General features: G+C 60.0%; 16 protein-coding genes and 2 pseudogenes. 9 read left to right on the top strand and 9 right to left on the bottom strand.

From position 1 onward, the window contains the following. Positions 1-155: 155 nt before the first annotated feature. Positions 156-1,054: pseudogene (locus tag JFY56_RS00410) on the bottom strand (agmatine deiminase family protein); the annotation flags it as partial. Positions 1,055-1,133: 79 nt separating this feature from the next. On the opposite strand from JFY56_RS00410, the gene JFY56_RS00405 reads away from it, so the two are divergent. The 4 genes from JFY56_RS00405 to JFY56_RS00390 all read left to right on the top strand — a co-directional run bounded on the left by JFY56_RS00405 (position 1,134) and on the right by JFY56_RS00390 (position 4,692). Further along, the gene (locus tag JFY56_RS00405; RefSeq protein WP_208311516.1) at positions 1,134-1,766 is read left to right on the top strand and encodes a hypothetical protein; all 633 of its coding nucleotides are present in this window, start codon (positions 1,134-1,136) and stop codon (positions 1,764-1,766) included. A gap of 169 nt (positions 1,767-1,935) precedes the next feature. Then, positions 1,936-2,352 carry a hypothetical protein gene (locus JFY56_RS00400; protein WP_208311515.1) on the top strand — a complete coding sequence of 139 codons (417 nt, stop codon included), beginning with the start codon at positions 1,936-1,938 and terminating at the stop codon, positions 2,350-2,352. Positions 2,353-2,564: 212 nt separating this feature from the next. After that, positions 2,565-2,999 carry a hypothetical protein gene (locus JFY56_RS00395; RefSeq protein ID WP_208311514.1) on the top strand — a complete coding sequence of 145 codons (435 nt, stop codon included), beginning with the start codon at positions 2,565-2,567 and terminating at the stop codon, positions 2,997-2,999. A 19-nt stretch (positions 3,000-3,018) separates the two neighbouring features. Further along, positions 3,019-4,692 carry a M48 family metalloprotease gene (locus JFY56_RS00390; protein WP_208311513.1) on the top strand — a complete coding sequence of 558 codons (1,674 nt, stop codon included), beginning with the start codon at positions 3,019-3,021 and terminating at the stop codon, positions 4,690-4,692. Positions 4,693-5,279: 587 nt separating this feature from the next. On the opposite strand, the gene JFY56_RS00385 is transcribed toward JFY56_RS00390, so the two are convergent. Further along, entirely contained in the window at positions 5,280-6,638 is a 1,359-nt protein-coding gene (locus JFY56_RS00385) for a DUF4041 domain-containing protein (protein WP_208311512.1), read from the bottom strand. A gap of 275 nt (positions 6,639-6,913) precedes the next feature. After that, positions 6,914-8,089: an MFS transporter gene (locus JFY56_RS00380; RefSeq protein WP_208311511.1), complete on the bottom strand. Its 1,176-nt coding sequence runs from the start codon at positions 8,087-8,089 to the stop codon at positions 6,914-6,916. Positions 8,090-8,207: 118 nt separating this feature from the next. Between JFY56_RS00380 and JFY56_RS00375 the strand changes: the two genes are divergently transcribed. After that, on the top strand, positions 8,208-9,713 hold the full coding sequence (locus JFY56_RS00375; protein WP_208311510.1) for a winged helix-turn-helix domain-containing tetratricopeptide repeat protein: 1,506 nt from the start codon (positions 8,208-8,210) through the stop codon (positions 9,711-9,713). A 330-nt stretch (positions 9,714-10,043) separates the two neighbouring features. Further along, entirely contained in the window at positions 10,044-11,744 is a 1,701-nt protein-coding gene (locus JFY56_RS00370; RefSeq protein WP_208311509.1) for a BCCT family transporter, read from the top strand. 244 nt (positions 11,745-11,988) lie between these two features. On the opposite strand, the gene JFY56_RS00365 is transcribed toward JFY56_RS00370, so the two are convergent. Then, the gene (locus tag JFY56_RS00365) at positions 11,989-13,377 is read right to left on the bottom strand and encodes a nitronate monooxygenase (RefSeq protein WP_208311508.1); all 1,389 of its coding nucleotides are present in this window, start codon (positions 13,375-13,377) and stop codon (positions 11,989-11,991) included. Positions 13,378-13,700: 323 nt separating this feature from the next. Between JFY56_RS00365 and JFY56_RS00360 the strand changes: the two are divergent. Further along, positions 13,701-13,847: pseudogene (locus JFY56_RS00360) on the top strand (P1 family peptidase); the annotation flags it as partial. A gap of 22 nt (positions 13,848-13,869) precedes the next feature. Here JFY56_RS00360 and JFY56_RS00355 read toward each other — a convergent pair. Next, positions 13,870-15,072: an NAD(P)/FAD-dependent oxidoreductase gene (locus JFY56_RS00355; protein ID WP_208311507.1), complete on the bottom strand. Its 1,203-nt coding sequence runs from the start codon at positions 15,070-15,072 to the stop codon at positions 13,870-13,872. A gap of 67 nt (positions 15,073-15,139) precedes the next feature. On the opposite strand from JFY56_RS00355, the gene JFY56_RS00350 reads away from it, so the two are divergent. Next, positions 15,140-16,141 (top strand): GlxA family transcriptional regulator, encoded by a 1,002-nt coding sequence (locus JFY56_RS00350; RefSeq protein WP_208311506.1) that lies wholly within the window; start codon positions 15,140-15,142, stop codon positions 16,139-16,141. A gap of 125 nt (positions 16,142-16,266) precedes the next feature. Here JFY56_RS00350 and JFY56_RS00345 read toward each other — a convergent pair whose 3' ends face one another. Continuing rightward, on the bottom strand, positions 16,267-17,370 hold the full coding sequence (locus JFY56_RS00345) for a polyamine ABC transporter substrate-binding protein (RefSeq protein ID WP_208311505.1): 1,104 nt from the start codon (positions 17,368-17,370) through the stop codon (positions 16,267-16,269). 44 nt (positions 17,371-17,414) lie between these two features. Next, the gene (locus JFY56_RS00340; RefSeq protein ID WP_208311504.1) at positions 17,415-18,716 is read right to left on the bottom strand and encodes an NAD(P)/FAD-dependent oxidoreductase; all 1,302 of its coding nucleotides are present in this window, start codon (positions 18,714-18,716) and stop codon (positions 17,415-17,417) included. 135 nt (positions 18,717-18,851) lie between these two features. Here JFY56_RS00340 and JFY56_RS00335 point away from each other — a divergent pair, with 135 nt between their 5' ends. Continuing rightward, entirely contained in the window at positions 18,852-19,772 is a 921-nt protein-coding gene (locus JFY56_RS00335) for a LysR substrate-binding domain-containing protein (RefSeq protein ID WP_208311503.1), read from the top strand. Positions 19,773-20,135: 363 nt separating this feature from the next. Here JFY56_RS00335 and JFY56_RS00330 read toward each other — a convergent pair whose 3' ends face one another. After that, complete coding sequence (locus tag JFY56_RS00330; RefSeq protein ID WP_208311502.1) at positions 20,136-20,429, bottom strand: hypothetical protein; 294 nt, start codon at positions 20,427-20,429, stop codon at positions 20,136-20,138. Positions 20,430-20,522: 93 nt separating this feature from the next. Next, the gene (locus JFY56_RS00325; RefSeq protein ID WP_208311501.1) at positions 20,523-20,732 is read right to left on the bottom strand and encodes a cold-shock protein; all 210 of its coding nucleotides are present in this window, start codon (positions 20,730-20,732) and stop codon (positions 20,523-20,525) included. Positions 20,733-20,789 lie beyond the last annotated feature (57 nt).

The raw sequence follows: 20,789 nt of genomic DNA, 5'->3' as shown, positions 1-20,789 counted from the left end.
CACTTATCGTCGCTACTGCTGCGCCTGTTGGCAGCCAGAAACCAGGGTAATGCCCTGGTTTCTGTGTTTTATGGGGATTTTCCAACGGCTCATACGCTTTCCTGACTAACCGAGCACATGTCGGTGCCGCTGAAAAGCCACCCCTCCTAACCTCCTCAAACCCTTGGCATCTGCTTCGTTACGCAATGAATTCCCCCGCCTCCGGCCGTGATCGGGTCGATACGCATCTTTTCGACCGCGCGGCCGGGATAGAGCTTGCCCAGCAACTCCTTGCAGTAACTGCCTGCAGCAGCGCCACCGAATTTGGGGGCGATCACGGTGCCGTTGATGGGCAGGTAGTTGATATCGCCGGCGGCGAAGTCCGGGTTGTCGTTGGTGTAGACATTGCGGCGGAGTTTCCGTGTTGGGGGTAGCGTACGGATTTGCAGGCTGCGGCGTCGGTGGCGTTCCGGAGAGTTTCCAGGTGCTTGCACGTCGCGGCGTAGTCGTAGGACTGCGGATCATTATCGAGGTCGGCGATCACCACTCCGGGGCTTACGAAGCGGGCGTAGAAGTCGACGTGGGCATCGGTGATGCCCTTGCCGCGGATGCCCGGCAGCCAGATGATCTTGCGCAGGCCGAGACGCTGTTTCAGTTCGACCTCGATCCATGCCTTGACCACTCCGGGGTTGTGGTTGGGATTGATCCAGCAGCTCTCAGTGAGGATGGCCGTGCCGTGGCCATCCACTTCGATGCCTCCGCCTTCGCCGGTAATCGAACTGGAGATGTAATGGGCCTCCAGTTCCTGGCTCAACACTTCGGCGACGCGGGTGTCGTTGCGGGAGATATGCTTGCCGCCCCGGCCGTTGAAGTTGAAATCGACCAGCGCGAAGTCGCCGGCACCATCGAGGACGAAACAGCCGCCGTAATCGCGAACCCAGATGTCATCCAGCGCCAGTGGCAGGAAGTAGACATTGGCGCCACTGCAGTCTCGATGTGCCTGATTCAACTGCTTGGGCCGGCACAGGATGGTTACCGGCTGGTAGCGGGCGATAGTCCAGGCGAGCCGGCCGACGTCTCAAACCGGCTCATTGCCACAAAATGGCTATATTGATCAACAGCCTCCAGACACATGGACCTAAAGGGGAGTAGCCATGGACAACGGCCGCACAGTTGCTAAAGGCAGCATTGCCAAGCGGATGACACTAGTCATTACACTTCTACTATTGTTCGCCGGACTGCTTTCTACATCATTTTTGCCCAGTAAAGAAAAGGGCTTTAAAGGTCTACGCTACAAAACTCTCGAATTTGAAATTCAGGTTATCTTTTTTGGCATTGCAGGTGGAGTTATTATTCAGACATACACCTGTTGCCAGTCACGTCGCACAGCACTAAATGAGTCAAGAAAGGCTGCCTTGTGTAGATTGATTGACGCTTACTCTCGAACCAAAAAGATCAGAAGAAATATACGTGAAAAATGCAAGTCGTCGGCCTGCGACGACAGCAACCAGCATAGCAAAACAATTTCTTATGAATCCTGCCAAGAGCAATTCGACCCCATCAACACCACGCAACTCTCCTTAGAGTCTCTGGCTCGTGAACCCAAGGTCATAAAAATAGAATTACCCGAACAAAAAATTCTTCTCCCTCAAATATTGACTATAAAGAACCCCCTTAACAGATTCATAGACGAATTCGAGAGAACACCTTCCACCTTCAGTCTAGGACAAAATATACCATTAGAAAGCACACCTCTCTTGGGGAGTTTCATAGCCAAGGGTAGCTAAGGTGGGTTCAGAGAATATTTTTCAGCATTTTCTGATATTCTAGACCTGATCCAAAAGCAGAAAATATACATCATGACTACATGAATAACCGCTTGCCCAGTTAAGAAATATCTTTCATAGGATAATTTAACTTGGAACCCATCACACCGCGCTAGGGAGACTGATTAAAATGAAGAAAGATGACTTTATCCTATTGCTCGCAGGGCTTGGCGGTGCAGGCGGGATAATCGCCCTCTCTATCCCCCTTGTGTTGGCATTCATGCAACCTAAACCCGTAAAACTTACAGGGAGCCCCGAAAGCTTCACATTCGATTACCCTCATGGTGAATTTGCCGGTGAACGCTCCTGGTCACAAATTGGGAAAGGTATTTGGAGGGAGACTCTTCCACACGGAAGGAATTTCACAAAATTTAAAGAAATAAGACGAACAAACTTCGGGAGATGTAAAGCAACCATAGTTGAACGCGAGGATGCACCAAACTTTAAAATTTTTATCGCAGATAGGGACTGCGAAAAACAGTGGCTCTACTACCAAGTCGGAAATGAAGAATGGCAGTTCATGGGTGTAATGAAGTCAGTAAAGTAATCACGCACCTAAGCATACACACGAGAAGTGCCCATGAAGAGAGTGCTCTCCGAGTCTTCATCAGACCCAGGCCGCATCTCTATCCCTCTTGAAATTGATTGAATAAGGGGGATTTCCAATATTCTGATTTATTCTAAGAAACCTTTGTCATTAATGCTCAACTCTGTCTAGATTCTAACTTGCCAACCCTTCTAACCGGCATGAGAGAAGCCATGGAAAACGACAATAAGAGAGCAGTAGAGTCCTTGGCAAAGGGTTTGGTAGAACTGCATGCACCTGAAGAGATCGGCTATTTTGAAGAATTAAAAAAACAATCAAGCAATGATTTTCTGGATGACGATGATGCATTCGCATTCGGTGTGACTGAAGTTGTTCCAGCAATAACCCCAATTGCTATGATGATGGCAAGCGTAGCCATGAATTTCGTGCTTGAGATAATGAGCGAAGCAGGGGGAGATGTTTTAAAGGAAAAATACAAAAACTGGATCCGAGGCCGATTTTCGGAAAATCCTGAAATAGCCGATAATTTAACCCCCGAACAAAAGGAAACCCTAATAAAAGCATTGCTTTCCGCCGCATCGGAGGCTGGAATAAAAACCGATTTGGCAGTGAGGCTTTCTTCGAACTTCATAGATAAAGTCCTTTAGATAAATACAGGACAATGCCATGGCTGTTTTGAGCCCTGACGTATACCCAAGCGGAACAAATCAAAGATTCTCAGTCTTCATCCTGACCGCAGGAGCTCAAGCCTGGATTCTTGGTGATTGGTATGCGAATTTTCTGCCGCCCCCATTCTCACAGATTAACGACGTGTATGTGTCAGCACTAGTAAGCGCATACATTTACTTGCTGGCATACCTAATTTATATGCTACACCCCAGAGCGATAATAAAGAAAGAAGACCTAAAGGAGATCGATCCAAATCCCCCTTCTAACGTACGGAGCGCCGTTAACAATCTAGCAGAAAAAATGGAGTGCCAAGCCCCGAGGATCTTTGTGTCTGAGAACTATAGGCGGCAGGCTGCAAAAGTGTTTGGACTAGGCCCTCAAAAAATATTAAAGATGGATGGCGGGCTAATTCTAATGAGTGCTCGCAATCCAGAAAAATTCGAAGCAATAATACTTCATGAATTAGCGCATGTTAGAAACGGAGACATCTTCAAAGGTTATTATTCCAGATGTCTCTTTTGGGTTGCAGTAATCGCTACAGTACCGATCATATTGTTCCGTGGGCTTAGCTACATAGTTGATTTCATCGACGTCTACCCCGAGATACTCGTGCACTTTGACGCAGGAAACTACAGGTGGTTTATCCTGTGGCACCTTCAGAATATTCCCCGCTTCCTTTCAAATGTCGTTCCATTCCTATTCATGCAATTAATACTAGCCATTGAGTACTGTTCAATACTCAGAGCAAGGGAACATCACGCCGACTGGACAGCAAGCGTTAATGGAGCACAAAAAACCCTTATATCCATATTTGAGAACAGCAAGAGCATCTCCAAAAAAACAATCCCTCCTCTCTTCAAAAAACATCCAGATCTATTAAAACGAGCAAGCTTCATTCTCCACCCAGAAAAAACAGCCTTTGAAATATCCGGACTGGACGCCTTCCTTACCTCATACGCCGTATACACAATACTTCAGATCACATTGCTTATTATCGAACTCCCATTTTTCGCAATCAGTGGACATAGCCCTAGCGAAGCGGACTGGTCGGACAATTTAAGCTCGATCCTGATGGTCTCCCCCATTCTGTTGGCAGGACTAATATACTCCGCTGTAATTTGGTCTAAGATGGTACAAAAATTTTCCGCAGGAGAGTGGCTTAAAAAAAGCGGCTGGGGAACAATCACCAAACGATTCATACATATATCTTGCTTCTCTACGCTTGGAGTTCTTGCTGGAGAATTTTTTTGGCCCGAAGAACTCTTCAGCGCCATCACCGCCACAGAACTAGCAGAATCAATTAGAAGCGCTCTATTCTTTCTGCCTGCAATGTTAATTTCAGCTTACTTCGTCTTTATATCTACCAGGTTCGGAATATCGCGTTCCGAGGGGAGGCGGAAGCCGAAATCACTGTTCATTGTAGGCCACATAATTGGTGTGTTTGGATTCAATATTGGAGTGGCTTTTTCTATTTATCTTACAAGAACGCCAGAACTTAGCGGGAGGCTAGAATCACTTGGAATACCTCTACTACCCATGGCAATTAGCGGAATAATTCAAAATACAATCTATATCGCAATAATGTTTTGGCTATTGAAGATATTTCTTCGCCGGCGGAGCAAGGTATCTCCAGAGGCACTCGCACCTGCATGGCTATTGGCTTCCGAATAGATCCTGAGAGAAATACGGTCCAAATACTTAGTATTCAGCTAATTAGCCCACTTTGTACGGAGTAGCTGGAAAAACACAAAGAATGACGACGCCATCAGCGTCTCAGCAGACTGCTCTTACCAGCCCAACACCTTGTAACCACGAGCCCTACAGACCAAGCTCAGTGCACCCCGCGCGTGCCTCCCACCGTCGGCGCCCGCGGGCACAAGGTCGGCATTAGGACAGAGATGCCATTGGTGAGCGACTGTTTCGGGCAAGAGTGACCTCGGCGAATGACAACTCTTGGCCGATTCTGTTGAAAAACTCCCTCTTAAACTTCGGCCAGCGAAAGAACACGCCGTACGTTGAAATCTAAAGCAATGCCGGCGCTTAATTGCTCCAGATTTCGCGTAGCAATGCTGTGATCGGGTGCTTTTCGGTCTTCCACGAGCGAACTTAGAGTACACCGACTTTTTCAACAGAATCGGCCGGTTGCAGCCGTTCGTGACGAGCGGCACCCGGCCAGAAGCGGACGTTTCGCCTATTTTCCTTGAGGTAGATAGGCCTCTAGAAACCGAAGCCTATTCGCGGGCATCCAATCGGTAATGCTAGCGCTGTGCCGCAACTCGTTCTGATTGCTGAATTGCGGCCTTGGGCAATTCCATGCGCAGGCTTTCGCGATACTGCTCGGCTGGCGCTTCGTGGGTGACCTCGACGGCAGCGTCGTAGTTTTCTCGAATGACCGACTCGATCTCAGCAATATCCGCACGGAAGAACTCCTTGCGCCCGTTGACCTTATTTAGGCGACCTTTGGCAAAGCGTTCGTGCAGCTTCGCTTCCAGCGCTGGGGCGTTGTCAGAGAAGACCATCGCATGCACGTCAAACCAGAACGGCACCGACGCGTCACCCAGCTCATCGACGCGGTCCATCGGCTCCAGGCGGCGGGTCATGCCGATCTTGTAAACCCCCTCCCCGAATGCCCCTATGTTGGAGATCACATACACATAGCCGGCCTTGGCATTCTGTTCGCGATAGTCGATGAGCTTCTCTTCACTCTCCAGCTCGGCCCGGCCCGCTTCAACCTCAGCCAGCTTCGCCAAAAGGAGGGTGCGCTCCTCTTCGGACTCTGCCTTGTCCAGGCGAGCCTGGAGGTCACGCATAGCGGTTGCGAAGTGTTTGCGTTCCTTGGCGATCTTCTCCCGGGCTGCGCGAATTTCCTGCTCAAGCTTTTGTTGTTCACGCAGCTCTTCCCGGGCGCGCTTGGCTTCTTCCTTTTCCTCTTGCTTCTTGATCTGAAACTCGTGGGCAAGGTGCAACTCATCAAGCTTGAGGCTCAGGTATCTGCGCGATATCTCCACGTCCATGATCTTGCCGAGGCGGTTGCAGGTTTCGAACGACTTGAGAATTCGCTTCTCGCCCAACTCGACGTTATCGAACTTTACGTTGTCCACGCAGTAATCTGCTTCGTTATTGAACGACCGGATCACCAGCTTGATCATGTCGTTTACGAGCTTGCGCCCTTGCGGCTTACTGCCATTGACCGTCCAGTCCATGTTCCCAGTGGCAGCCTCTCCGCTCTTGATCATCGCCTTCTGTCGCTCACGGACACTGTCCAGTCGGGACTTGTATTCATGGCTGGCATTCAGCTTGAACTTGGGCTCATAGAGCGCAAAGCTCTCCAGAAGTAACGTCTCCTCCCATACGAGGATCTGCCCTTGTAAATCAGAGGAGCGCTGCGCGAGCGCTGTCACCTCCTGCTCGGCGCGCTGAGTTTCCTGGCGGACAGCAGCAAGCTTCCCTTTCTCTTGCTCAATCAGCCTCTGTACTTCCAGGGCGTCCATGGCGCCGATCTTCCTATTGAGCGCTTGCAACTGCGCATAGCGCGCCTGAAGGTCCGTAAGCTGGATGTCCAGGTCATCCGCCCGCTGCCGGTGCGCTGGGCCGTTCCAATAGTCGCTTAAGGGCATAGGTTCCTTCCTCGTTACTGAATCGAATGGTTGTTCAGTTCTGAAAGCCTTTATAGCGCAACCTAGAGGCATGGGCCGACACACGAGTCTTCGAGAATGGACGCTGGAAGTTTGATCAGGCGGATTCGGCCCGCCGGGGGCGGCTGCGCCATATGTAGCCGGCTCCCCGGTCTTGCCTCTGTCGCCCGGAAGAGAACTCCCCTCCTCCGTCCGCTACCGGGTCGAGGCGTGCCATCCACTTCGATACCGCCGCCCTCACGAGGCAAGTGCCGCAATCAGCCCCACCGTCTCCCCATCATCAGAAACACAGCCAGCACACAGCACAGCATGCCAAGGGCCGATGGCAGCCCCTGATGCCCTATCAGTTGCATCGCCAGTCCTGTTGCGGGCGAGCCCGCGATGCCGCCGATGCCCCATACGAATGCGAAGGCGGCGTTGCCGGCGATCAGGGTTTGGCCGGTGAAGCGCTCGCCGAGCTGGATCAGCGACGTGGTGTAGATCCCGAACGAGGCGCCGCCCCAGACGAACACGAGCGGCCAGATCAGCCACGAGTCGAAGGCCGGCGACAGCAGCAGGCAGCCGGCCAGCGAAGCCAGGACACAGAACAGCATGGTGCGCTGCGAGCCAAACCGTTCGGCCACGCGCCCGAGCAGAATCTGCAGCATGGCATTGCCCGCGACGAAACAGGTGATGAGCGAGGCGATGCGCTCTTCGGCGCTGCCGAGCGCGGTGCCATAGACCGCGAACAGGGAAACCAGGGTCTGCTCGAAGGCCGCTGCGACAAGAACCGCGAACAGCAGCAGCGGCGCCAGTGCGAAGAAGCCGCCGACCGATGTTGCCTCTTCTTCACGGGGCATCTTCGGCAGGCGTGGCACGACCGCGAGTACGATCAGGCCGCAGAGGAGGAAGGCCGCGATGCCGACCGTGAACGGCGGCCAACCCTGCGTGCCGACCAGGCCGAGCGACAGCGGGCCGATGGCGAAGCCGGCCGAAACGATCGATGAATAGAGCCCCATGATGCGGCCCCGGCGTGACGCGGGCGTGATCGAGATGAGCCAGGTTTCGCTGATCACGTAAAGCGGATTGGCGAAGAAGCCGAGCAGGAAGCGCAGCGGCATCCAGGCCCGGACGTCCTGCATCCAGGCAATCGCGACCAGCGTGAGCGCGGCCAGGATCGAACAGAGGATCGCCAGTCGCGCTCCACCCACACGCCGCGCCAGTGCCGGGATGAGGGGTGCGGAGACGATGAATCCCAGCGGCGTCATCGCCGCCGACAGGCCGATCAGGCCGGGCGGCGTCCCCTGCCGTTCCAGGATGAAGCTGAGCAGCGGATAGGTCAGCCCCTGCGCCACGGCGAACACCATGACGGTCGCGATGATGCCCGCCATTGCGGCCCATGGCAGCCGATCTTGTTGCGACACGTCCGCCGACAGGGGGCTAGTATCGTTCATGGCAATCTCCGAGGGGCCGGGAGCCCTCGACTTGAACAAGGCTCTATCCTGCGGGATACCAACAGCGTCGTACTTAAGCTCTCCCAAATAGTTCCTAAAAATTCCAAACGGGGGCCGTATGCAGGGATCACGCTATGCCTTTGGCCCGTTCGTGCTCGATCCGGGCGCCGGGACACTCCTGCGGAACGATGTCCCCGTTGCCGTTGGTCACCGCGCCCTGAAGCTGCTTGCGGCGCTCGTCGAGCGGCACGGCGAAATCCTCGGCAAGGCCGAGCTGATTGACGCGGCGTGGCCGGGCATGGTCGTCGAGGAAGGCAATCTCACCGTGCAGATCGCGCAGTTGCGCAAGCTGCTGGGGCCGGAGTGGATCGCCACGGTTCCGCGCGTCGGCTACCGCTTCACGGGGGCCGTCGAACAGCTCGCTGGCGCGAAGCGAGAACCTTTGCCGCTGCCCGACAAACCGTCGATAGCCGTGCTGCCTTTCGTCAATCTCGGCAACGATCCCGAGCAGGAGTCCTTCTCGGATGGCTTGACCGAAGACCTGATCACCGACCTGTCGAGGATCTCCGGCCTGTTCGTCATCGCTCGCAACTCGGCCTTCGCCTACAAGGGCAAGGCGATGGATGTGCGCGAGATCGCCCAGGACCTCGGCGTGCGCTACCTGCTGGAAGGGAGCGCACGACGCGCCGCGGGACGCGTGCGCATCAACGCCCAACTGGTCGACGCGGTGAGCGGCGATCATCTGTGGGCGGAACGCTTCGATCGCAGCCTGGACGATATCTTCGTCGTCCAGGACGAGGTCACCGGCAGGATCGTGGAGGCGCTGCTCGGCCGGTTGCGCACACCGCCGCCGCGCAATCGGCCGAGGAGTCTCGAGGCTTACGACCTCTGCGTGCGGGCGCGCAGGCTGATGGACGATTCGCCGCAGACGGCGCAGGAAGCGCATCTGATGCTCACGCGCGCGGTCGCGCTCGATCCGGAGTACGCCGAGGCCTATCGCTGGCTCGCCATGAACCACTGGATGGGCTGGGTGCATAGCGGCGGACCGTCGGAAGCTGCCCGCAACGTCGCCCTGGAGCTGGCGCGCAAGGCGGTGGCGCTCGATCCCGACGATGCGGGCTGTCGCTGGGTCCTGGCCTACCTGCTGGCCTATGAGCGCAGCTTTGCCGAGGCGGATGCGGAGTTCGCCAGGGCGATCGAACTCGACCCCAACGAGGCGGACACCTGGGCGGCGTTATCCGATATCGATGTCCTGGCCGGGCGCATCGACGAGGGTCTTGAGCACATTCGCAAGGCGTTCCGGCTGAACCCGTTTCCGGCAAGCTGGTACTACCTGACGCTCGGCCAGGCGCAATACGCGGCCGGCGAATACGCAGCCGCTGTCGAGACACTGTGCAGGGACGAGACATATCGGACAAGCTCACGCCGCTTCCTGGCGGCAAGCCTTGCCCAACTGGGCCGGCTCGACGAGGCGCGCGCGGAGGCCGAACTCTTCCTCGTCGGCAACCCGCACTTCACCATCCGCCACTGGGCCGCGACGGAGCCATTCCGCGACGCTGCGACGCTCGAACATTTCGTCGATGGCTTCCGCAAGGCCGGTCTTCCGGCCGGCCCTGGCCAGTAACGGTCGACCTGGCTCCACAGTTCCCCATTGCGCGATGTCCCGGCCATGCCTCCAATCGCCGGCGGCCGGTTTTGCCCATGAATCGGGAATCTGGCGCTGTCGGGCAGCCCCTGGACGGTAATGGATATGCATGGAGACAGGCAGTCCGGTATCTATGCGTGCCGGTAATGAGTCGATGAGGAGAAGCGAGTTGACGCCAGGTCGTGTGGCCACATCACGGACCTGAACCGACCAGGTGGGCACCCAATGGCGAGTCGCCCGGACGACAGGCAACGCCTGACGCTCCGCCGACAAGGCCTCGCCCTTGAACAAAAAGAAAAGGGGACAAGAATGCGTGCAGAATCGGGCCTTCTGAAAGGTCTGAACCCGAACGTAACGCTGACTTCGATATTCACCGTAATCCTGTTTGTGCTGTTCTGTGCGCTCAAGGATGAACAGGCCGCCAAGGCTTTCGAATCGGCATCCACATCCATCCTGAACACCTTCAAGTGGTACTACCTGGCGCTGGTCAGCGGTGCGCTTTGCCTTCTGCTGTACATAACCTCCAGCAGGTTCGGCAACCTGAAGCTCGGCGCCCAGGACGACGAGCCCGAATTCAGCTTCGGCTCCTGGATCGCAATGCTCTTCAGCGCCGGCATGGGGATCGGCCTGATCTTCTGGTCCGTGGCCGAACCGATGCTGCATTACGCCAGCAACCCGTTCTCCACCGGGCTGACGGATGAAGCGGCAACCGTATCGATGCGGATAACGCTGTTCCACTGGGCACTCCACCCGTGGGCGATCTTCACCCTGATCGGCCTGAGCATGGCCTACTTCGCCTATCGAAAGGGCCTGCCGCTGGCGCTGCGGTCCCTCCTCTACCCGCTCATCGGCGACCGGATCTACGGCTGGATCGGCCATATCGTCGACATCCTGGGCGTCGCCATCACCGCATTCGGCGTTTCCCAGTCCCTGGGCATGGGTGTCGCGCAGATCAATACCGGGCTCAATCAGGTATTCGGGCTGCCGGTCAGCATCGGCTTCCAGTTGTCCATCATCCTGGTCGTCACCATCATCGCGTCCATATCGCTCCTGGCCGGGCTGTCCAGGGGGATGAAGCGGATTTCCACGCTCAACATGTACCTGTCGTTCGCCCTGATGCTGGTGGTCCTGGCCATCGGCCCCACCGGCTACATCCTCAACCTGATGTTCGAATCCACCGGGGACTACCTGCAGAACCTGCCGGGCCTGAGCCTGTGGATGGACACCCAGAAGAACGGCGACTGGCAGAACTGGTGGACGGCCTTCTACTGGGCCTGGTGGATGACCTGGGGACCCTTCGTGGGGCTGTTCATTGCCCGCATTTCCCGGGGACGTACCATCCGCGAGCTGGTGGTTGGCGCCCTGCTGGTTCCGACGCTGGTGACCATCCTCTGGATGGCCGTCTTCGGCGGTAGCGCGCTGAAGAGCGAGCAGGAGGATCGCCAGCAATACCAGCAGGCGGCTGCAAGCGGCGAGCTGGTCCAGGAGCAGGACAAGTTCGAAGGGGGAGCCATTCTTCAGGCGACCAGGAAGGACCACACCGCGGCCATGTTCACCCTGCTGGAACAGCTGGACGGCCCGGCTGTCGGCGGCGCACTGTCCCTTCTGGTCTGCCTGCTGCTCGCCGTGCACTTCGTCACCACGGCCGATGCGGGAACCCAGGTCCTCTGCACGCTGAACGCACTGGGGAGCACCAATCCGCCCCGCTGGATCAGGTTGCTATGGTGCATTCTGGAGGGTGCCGTCGCTGCCGGCCTTCTCATGGCCGGCGGACTCAAGGCCATGCAGACGGCGAGTATCGTCGTGGCGCTGCCCATCGCGTTCCTGATGACGGTGATGAGCTACACCCTGATGCGCAGCCTGCGGCAGGAATCGCTCGACGGCTTGCCTCACCACCCGGGTGGCCGCCTGCCCATTCAGGAGCACTCCCGCCATGGCGCCGCGCATGCTCGCGGGCCGGCACTGGGCGGGGTCGCGGGTACATCGCTGAGCGCACGCAAATCCGGCTGACTGACAGCACCGAAGCCGGCGGCACAGTCCGAGGTTGCCCTGGGCCAGGGCGCGCGGCAGCACCCTGGAATCGTGGATTTGCATGTCCCAGGAATGCTCGGCGTCGATGCCGAGGCCGGCCTGCTCCAGCAGCGACTGGGCAAAACGTTGTGCATGGGAACTGGCAGCCGGAGCGGCTGGGCTGGGGGTGGAAAGCTCGGAAGGCATGGTGTTTCCTTTCTGGTTTTTCGAATTCTGTTTGTGCTCAGGAGCCGGGGTCGTCCCGGTGCAGGCGCAGGACTTCCTTCAGCTCCTGGCGCAGCCAGGCCTGACGGATATGCGGCAGGCGTTCGCTCAGCCGCCGCGCGACCCAGCGCTGGCCACGGGCGATGAACTGCAGGCGCTCGGCCAGGTCGTCGATGGCCATGGCCCTGGCGTGGAAGGCGCCGAGTTCACGGCAGGGCTCGGCGCCCAGGTATTCGATACTGCGACGCAGGCGCCGGCAGCTCTCCGCCTCGCCGCGGTGCAGGACGTGCAGGCGGTCCAGCAACTGCGGGTCCTCGGTCTGCGCGGCGCTGTCGACCATCACCCGGGCGCCGGCGCGCTCGGCACGCAACAGTTCCTGCAGCCAGTCGACCAGGTCCGCCTCGCTATCGGCGGCACCCTGCAGGCGGGCCAGGCAGGCTTCGGCCTCCTCCACCATCCGCGCCAGTCGTTCCGCAGCCGGCCGGATGTCGCGCAACTGGGCGCAGGACTGCCCGGCATAGATCGGCATGTCTTCCAGGCGACCCTGCGCACCGCGCAATGGCGAGTCGGTGGAGAACAGATGGATGGGGCCGCCGTCCTGCTCGCCGATCACCGGTGTGTCGCCACGGGCGTGCAGATCGGCGTACTCGCCGCGGGTCACGGCATTGGGCAGCACGCGCACCGGTGCCGGCATCGGCCAGTTGCGGAAGAACGCCGTGGTGAGCAGGGTCTGCTCCGCGCCGGCCTCGACCAGGCGCTGCTTGTGATAGTCGTGGGCGTAGGACTCGGTCGTCGCGAGGAAGGCCGAACCGCAGGCCACCCCTTGCGCACCAAGGGCCAGGGCCGCCACCAGCGCATTGCCGTTGCCGATGCCGCCGCAAGCGACCACCGGCACCTCGCCAAGGGCCACCAGCTCCGGCACCAGGGCCAGGGTGGAGACATCTCCCCAGACATGCCCGCCCGCCTCGACGCCTTGGGCGATCAGCACATCGACCCCGGCACGTATCGCCGCTTCCGCGTCGCTGCGCCGGCCTACCTGCTGCAGCACCAGCACACCCGCGTCCTTGAGCCGGCGGATCAGCTCGGGCTGCACATCCCAGAACAGCGCCATGGCCGGAACCTGCAGGTCCAGGCAGGCGGCGACCTGTTCGGCCAGCAGGTCTCCGGGCGTGGCTGCGGGGATCAGGTTGACGGCGAACGGGTTTTCACTCAGGGCGCGATAGGCCTGGACTTCCCGGCGGATCAGCTCGACCGGCTCGCGCACCATGCCCAGGCAACCGAAGCCGCCGGCATTGCCCACCACCGCCGCAAGCTCGTGGCGCGCCACACCTCCCATGCCGGCGCAGATGATCGGCACTCGGCAGCCCAGCAGGTCGACCAGTGGGGTATGCAGCGCGGGATGAGGCATGGCGGAAGCTCCTGAAACCGTAAGGGCGAACGGCAACAGGGAAATACTAGGCTGGGTGCTTAGCTGAAATTAAATGAAATTTAATGGCTAATAAGTTCATTAAAATTGATTCAATGCCCTGGCAAGGTTACAGAAATTGCCTCGGCCCCGTCCAGCCGCGCCATAAATGATGGGTATCGCTTCGCTCAACCCATCCTACGTGGCTGCCGACGGGCACGTCCCTGTAGGAGCCAGCTTGCTGGCGATCACGAGCTTGCCGGCCGCACAGGCGTTGTGGATGACTCCGGATCGCCAGCAAGCTGGCTCCTACAGGGGAAGGCCTCGCCGCCGAGGCCGTGGAAGAAGCCATCATCAATGCCCTCCTTGCCGCCGACACGACCTCAGGCAACGGCAACCGCGTGCACAGGCTGGATGTCAGGACACTGACCGTGGCGTTGCAACAGGCCGGCTGGCCGGGCGGTTGCCGGTAACTCCGCAAGCGACCGGGGGTGCTCAGGCCACCGGGTTCGCCGGATCGGCAGCCGCCAGGGCGACCTCGCGGTCCGCCACCGGGGGATAGATCCACTGGGTGTTGATCTGCCGCTTCAGCTCCTTGGCCTCGGCGCCGATCAGCTTCACCTGGCGGTCCCAGCCCTCGGTGAACACCGCGCCCCAGCTGCCGAGGTCGAGGCAGGTCACGTACTTGGGCTGGCTGTACACCGTCGGCGCCACGCCAATGAGATCGGCGGCGGCGTTGTTGCCGGCGTAGCGGCCGAGGGCGATCGCGTGCTGGCAGGACATCACCGTGAAGTTGCCGCGATCGTCCGTCGCCGCGCGTGCGGTGTCGCCGGCGGCGAAGATATCCGGCTGTCCGCTGACCTTGAGGTACGGGTCCACCTGCAGGCGCCCCTGCCCGTCGCGCGGTGCGGCGATCTGTTCGGTCAGCCCGCTGGCGCGGAAGCCTACGGTCCAGATCACGGTATTCGCCTCGATGCGTTCGCCGTCGGCCAGTTCCACGCCGCCGGCATTGACCGAGGCCACCGAAGTGCCGAGACGCCATTCGATGCCCAGTTCGCGGGAGGCCTCGACGATGGCCGGGCGGATACCGTCGCCCAGCGCGGCGCCGATCCGCTCTGCCCTGTCGACCACGATCACCCGGATCGGCGCGTCATCGCCCAGCACGGCCCGCAGCCGGGCTGGCATTTCGGTGGCCGTTTCGATGCCGGTGAAGCCGCCTCCGGCCACTACCACTGTGTTGCGTGCAGCTGATTCAGGCTGCTGGGCCAGTCCCTCGATATGCCGTTCCAGGCGAGTCGCCTCCTCGATGCCGTCGACGTCGAAGGCATGCTCCACCACGCCCGCCAGCGGCGGCCTGAACAGCTGGCTGCCGGTGGCCAGCACCAGGCGGTCGTAGACCAGCGAAGCCTCTTCGCCGGAGTTGTCCCGATAGGTGACTTGCTGCCCATGCGAGTCGATCCGTTCCGCCACACCCTGCACGAAATTGATCCCCACCGCACCGAACAGATCGCGCAGCGGCGCGCTCATGGTGTGCACGTTGGGCTCGTAGAAACGCGGGCGGATATGCAGCTCCGGCTTGGGCGCAAGCAGCGTCACGGCGATGTCCGTACGCCCATGCAGGTCGAGCAGGCGCATGGCGCTCAGCGCGCTCCAAACCCCGGCAAAACCGCCGCCGACAATCAGGATTTCCTGTTTCATCTTTCGCCACCTCGCTTTGGGCGTATCGTTTGAGGGGCCATCCTAGGAAAGAAGCGATTCGGCGCAAATGACAGATACCCCTGAATTCAGGCCACGACATCCGCGCACCATCCTGTTCGTCGCGTACCCGCAGATGGGCCTGCTCGACCTGACCGGCGCACAGACGGTGTTCTGGGCCGCGACCAAGGCCATGCACGAGCGCGACCTGCCCGGCTACGAGCGGCGCACCGCCAGCCTGACTGGCGGACTGGTGACCACCGCCGAGGGACTGGTCGTGGATACCGAACCGCTGGCGAGCCTGGCCGGCTGCGAGATCGACACGCTGATCGTGCCCGGTGCGCCGGAGATCGAACGGGCGGTTGCCGAGTCGGGGGAACTGATCGAGTGGATCGCCAGCGGCTCCCGGCAGGTCCGCCGCACCGCCTCCGTCTGCAGCGGCACCTTCCTGCTGGCCGAAGCCGGGCTGCTGGAAGGCAAGCGCGCCGCCACCCACTGGGCGATGTGCGAGATGCTGAGCAAGCGTTTCCCGTCGATTGAGGTGGACAACGACGCCATCTTCGTGCGGCAGGATGCCGTCTGGACTTCCGCCGGCGTCAGCGCCGGCATCGATCTCGCCCTGGCCCTGGTGGAAGCCGATTGCGGCCGCGACGTGGCGATGCAGGTCGCGCGGGAGCTGGTGGTGTTCCTCAAGCGTCCGGGCGGCCAGGCGCAGTTCAGCGAACTGCTGCAGGCCCAGAGCGGGGACACCGAAGCCTTCGACGAGCTGCACCGCTGGCTCGCCGACAACCTCGACGCTCCCAACCTCGGCGTCGAAATCCTGGCCGAGCGTTGCCACATGAGCACGCGGAACTTCTCCCGCATGTACAAGCAGAAGACCGGCCGCTCCCCCGCCAAGGCCGTCGAAGTCTTCCGCCTGGAAGCCGCCCGACGCCTGCTGGAATCCTCCAATCGCAACATCGACCAGATCGCCCGCCAGTGCGGCTTCGGCGACGAGGAACGCATGCGCGCCACCTTCCAGCGGCACCTGGCGATTTCGCCGAGGGATTATCGGAGAAGGTTTTCGAGGTGAATGAGGACGGTGGACAAGCAGAGCGTTGTCCACCCTACGCCAGGCCATGCTTCCGGTAGGGTGGAAAACCGCGAAGCGTTTTCCACCAGTTGGCTACCAGGCTATCCAGCCAGTTGACCATCCTCTCACTTGCCGGTGGTCACGCGCGTCCACAGTCGTGTGCTCAGGCGCATGCCGGCCGGCGACAGGGTCTGGATCGGGAACAGGGTGTCGAGCACCGACTGCGGCGGGTAGACCGCCGGATTGCTGCGCAGATCCGGGTCGACATAGGCCAGCGCTTCGGCGTTGCCGTTGGGGTACTTCACGGCATTGCTGATGTTGGCGATCACCTTGGGTTCCAGCAGGTAGTTCATGTAGGCATAGGCGTTGTCCAGATGCGGCGCGCCCTTCGGTATCACCACCATGTCCACTGCCACCGTGGAGCCTTCGCGCGGGATGCTGTAGCCCAGGTTCACGCCGTTCCCCGCCTGGTGCGCGCTGCTCATGGCCTGCAGCACGTCGCCGCTGAAACCGATGGCGACGCAGATGTTGCCGTTGGCCAGGTCGCTGACGTACTTCGACTGGTGGAAGTAGCGGATGTAGGGGCGGATGGCCAGGAGCGCCGCTTCGGCCTTCTTCAGGTCGGCCGGGTCCTGGCTGTGCGGGTCCAGGCCGAGGGTCTTGAGGGTGATGGAGACGATCTGCGTCGGGTTGTCGAGGAACGCCACGCCGCACTGGCTGAGCTTCTTGATGTTTTCCGGAGCGAACAGCAGCTGCCAGGACTGGGTCACGTCGGTGTTGCCGAAGATGGCCTTGACCTTGTCGGCGTTGTAGCCGATGCCCACCGTCACCCACATGTAGGGAATCGCGTAGCGATTGCCCGGGTCGCTGGCCTCGAGGATCTTCATCAGCTTGGGATCGAGGTTGTTCCAGTTGGGCAGCTTGCTCCGGTCCAGTTCCTGGATGGCCCCGGCCTTGATCAGGCGCGGCAGGAAGTGGTTGGACGGGCTGGCCAGGTCGTAGCCGCTGCCGCCGGTCATCAGCTTGGCTTCGGTGGTTTCGTTGCTGTCGACGAGGTCGTAGGTGGTCTGGATGCCGGTGCGGCGGGTGAACTCGGCCAGGGTGTCGTCGGCGATATAGCCGCTCCAGTTGGCGATGTTGACCGTTTCCGCCGCATGGGCCGTACCGGCCAGCAATGCCGTCGAAAGCAGTGTCGTTGCGAACAGTGCCTCGCAGGTGCGCTTGATCATCGGGTTCCTCTCTTGTTTTAGCTGCGGCGTATGCGCCGGGGTTTTCAACGCTCGTTTCTTGCCCGCCAGACTTCCCAGGCCATGCGCACGCTGGCGCCGACATCGAAGAAAGGTCTGGGCGGGAGGTAGCCTGGCGTGGCCTGACCGAGTACATCGCTGAGCAGGGGCGAGTCCGCGCCGATCGCCAACTCGACCAGCAGACGGCCCCACAGGGTGCCGCGCGCGACGCCGGAGCCGTTGCAGCCGGCCACCGCATGCAGCCCGTCGTTGACCCTGGCGAAATACGGCTCGCCGGAGCGGGTGCCGCTCAGGTGGCCGGTCCAGGTGTATTCGAGGTCTTGCGCCTGGATGCCGGGGAAGCGTTTCTGCAGTCCGACAAGATGCTCGCGTTGGCGCACGGCCAGCTCGCTGGCGTCGAGGTCGCGCTGGCGGTACTCGACCGTGTTGCGAATCATCAGGCGGCGCCCCGGCAGCAGGCGCAGCGTGCAGCCGCCTGGCAGGGTCGAGAGCACGCCCCAGCCCTGCTCGTCGAACAGCGACTGCCAATGCTTTTCCGTCAGCGGGCGGGTGATGCTGGCGCTCAGTTCCAGCGGGAACGTGCCGCTGCGATGCAACCCCACGCGCGGCAGGAAGGCGCCGACGCAGAGCAGGACCTGCGCGGCCTCCACCTCGCCCTCGGCGGTGGTCGCTTTCCAGCCCTTGCCCGACATGCGCCGTAGCGCCGTCACCGCGCTGTTTTCGTATACGTCCACCTGCTCCGGCAGGCTGTCGGCCAGGCCTTTGACGTAGCGCGCCGGCTGCAGCAGCCCGTTGCCCCCCGCGCAATGAATCGCCCGGCGGTAGAAGGCCGTGCCGAGGCGTTGCTCAAGGGCACTCCCCTCGAAGTAGCGAGCCTTTGCGCCAACTGCGGCCAGTGTTTCGATGGCTTTTTCCACATGCTCCAGGTGCGCAGGCTCGTGCACCGCGAAGTGGTAGCCGTCGTCGCTGAGTTCGCAGGCGATATCCAGTTCGGCGATCCGCCGGCGCACCTCGTTGCCAGCCGCAACGCCGATGCGGGAAGCCACCTGGTAGGCGGAGAACCCGTCCGTGCCGATCAGTTCGCCGGCCGCAGGCAATTCGTGGCTCACCACGAAGCCCGAGTTGCGCGCGGAGGCGCCCTGGGCGACGCGCTGGCGGTCGAGCAACACGATGCGCTGCGACGGGAACCGGCTCACCAGAGTGTGCGCCGCCGAAAGGCCGGTGATGCCGCCGCCGATGATCAGCCAGTCGGCCTTGTGGGTGCCTTCGAGCCGCGGCCGTACCGGGGATTCGCCGGCCAGGGCGATCCAGCCACAGTGGTTGTTCATTGCCTGTCACTCCCTCACAATCAATGCGCAGGAGTTATTGGCAATAACCCCATGAATGCGCCGCATGGCTTTAATCTACGGGCATGCATGGCTGGGTTCTAACGTTAAAAAATCATCCATCCATTCTGGATTCGCATGGATAAATTATTCCGCGTTCCTTCGATGCAGGCTCTGCAGGCCCTTGTCCGGGTCGCCGATACCAGCAGCTTCACCGAAGCCGCCCGGCAGCTGCACCTGACCCAGAGCGCCATCAGCCGGCAGGTGCAGCAGCTCGAAGAGCACTACCAGACCGTGCTGTTCGACCGCACCAGCCGCAAGGTCGCGCTGACCGCGCACGGACGGGAGGTGTACCAGGTCGCGCAGGAGATGTTGAAGTCGCTGCGCGCACTCGAACTGCGCCTGGCGCCACCGCCTCAGGATCGGCCCTTCCGCATCCGCATCTTCGTGTCGCTGGCGGTGCGCTGGCTGCTGCCCAGGCTGAGTTCGTTCTATGCCATCAACCCCGGCCTGTGCCTGTCCATCGAGACCGTCAGCGGCGAGACGGTGGACACCGGCGGTGACTGCGACGCCTACGTGCTGTACCTGCCCGGCGGACTGGACGAACGGCCGCTCACCCCGCTGTTCGACGAATACCTGATTCCCGTCTGCGCCCCCGAACTCAGCGGCGGCCTGGCGCCGCCGCGCTCGCTCGATGAACTCGCCGGACACGCCCTGATCCACGGCTCCACCGGACGCCATGAGTGGACGCTCTGGCTGCAGGCGCAGCAGGACCAGACCGAGCGCAGCTACAAGCACCTCCTGTTCAACCTCGACGATCTCGCGCTGGATGCCGCTGCCCGTGGCCTGGGCGTGGCGATGACCGACAAGGTCCTGGCCCACGATGCGCTGGCACGCGGCGACCTGATCGTGCCCTTCGGCGAGGCGCTGAGAACGGGAGGCGTCTATGCGCTCTGGCTACGCGACAGCGGCGTGACGCATCCGGCGTGCCAGGCGGTATTGAACTGGTTCGAGGAACAGGTCGAACAGACGACGCGGCCGGCGAGCGTACCCGGCTGAGGCACGACGGGAAACGAAATAGGCAAACGGACTATTCAGTCAGACAGGAATTGCGAGAGAAACTATCAGGAGGGAACCATGGAAGATGGATGCGCCAATATCACTATTCATCGACGTCAATAGTGACCGGCAATGAGCGGGATGATCGGGAAGATGGGAAATATATGAAAAGCTAGGAGAGAAATTAACTTTCTCCCTGAAAATACCGAATGGATATTTATTCGATATCTCTTGTGCCCGCCAGTAAATCAGGGGGCTTATCGGCTATATCACTAATCTTGTGACGTACATTGCCAGGACCAACTTGACGTATCCGGCATTGCGAAACTAAGCCACCTTGAAATGGCGCAAACAAGAGTCTGCTCAATGAGCGCTCTTGAATCCATAGCGGTCCGAGCCGCGCAAGGTGTCCTTGTTCATGAGGGCGTCCTGGATATCCTGGATGACCTGTGGATCGTCCAGTTCCTCGACCTCGACAAGCAGGGTACTCACCAAGGCATCGTCGATTGCCGAAGAGAAGCCATGGAAAGTGGAGGAGCGGCGGGATTCCCATATCAGGGTTCCCTCATTCGACAACCCGCCCCGGCTGACTGCCAGGATATGGGTAACCCCCGCCAGATCGACGGTGGCGATCTGATCGAAGCTGATTCTGTTCATTGCGCTGGCCTGTGCCAGGTGCCTGGCTGGAAGGTCTTGTGAAGGGATCATGACGAAAAAAAGCCCCGATTCACGGGGCTTTTTCTGCAGAATTCAGACCACCTGGACCTGTTCGGCCTGCAGCCCTTTCTGACCCTTCACTACGAGGAAGGTCACCGACTGCCCTTCGCTCAGGGACTTGAAGCCGGTGCTTTCAATCGCACGGTAGTGAACGAATACATCGGCGCCTTGTTCCGGGGTGATGAAGCCGAAGCCTTTTTCATCGTTGAACCATTTGACGGTGCCAGTTTGACGAGTAGTCATATTTAATCTCCAAGGATATAGAAATAGATCGAAATTGATCTATGCAAGCTGAGACGC

The sequence above is a fragment of the Pseudomonas schmalbachii genome (assembly GCF_017589465.1).
Taxonomy (GTDB): domain Bacteria; phylum Pseudomonadota; class Gammaproteobacteria; order Pseudomonadales; family Pseudomonadaceae; genus Pseudomonas; species Pseudomonas schmalbachii.
This window is presented reverse-complemented; position numbering and strand designations above follow the sequence as displayed.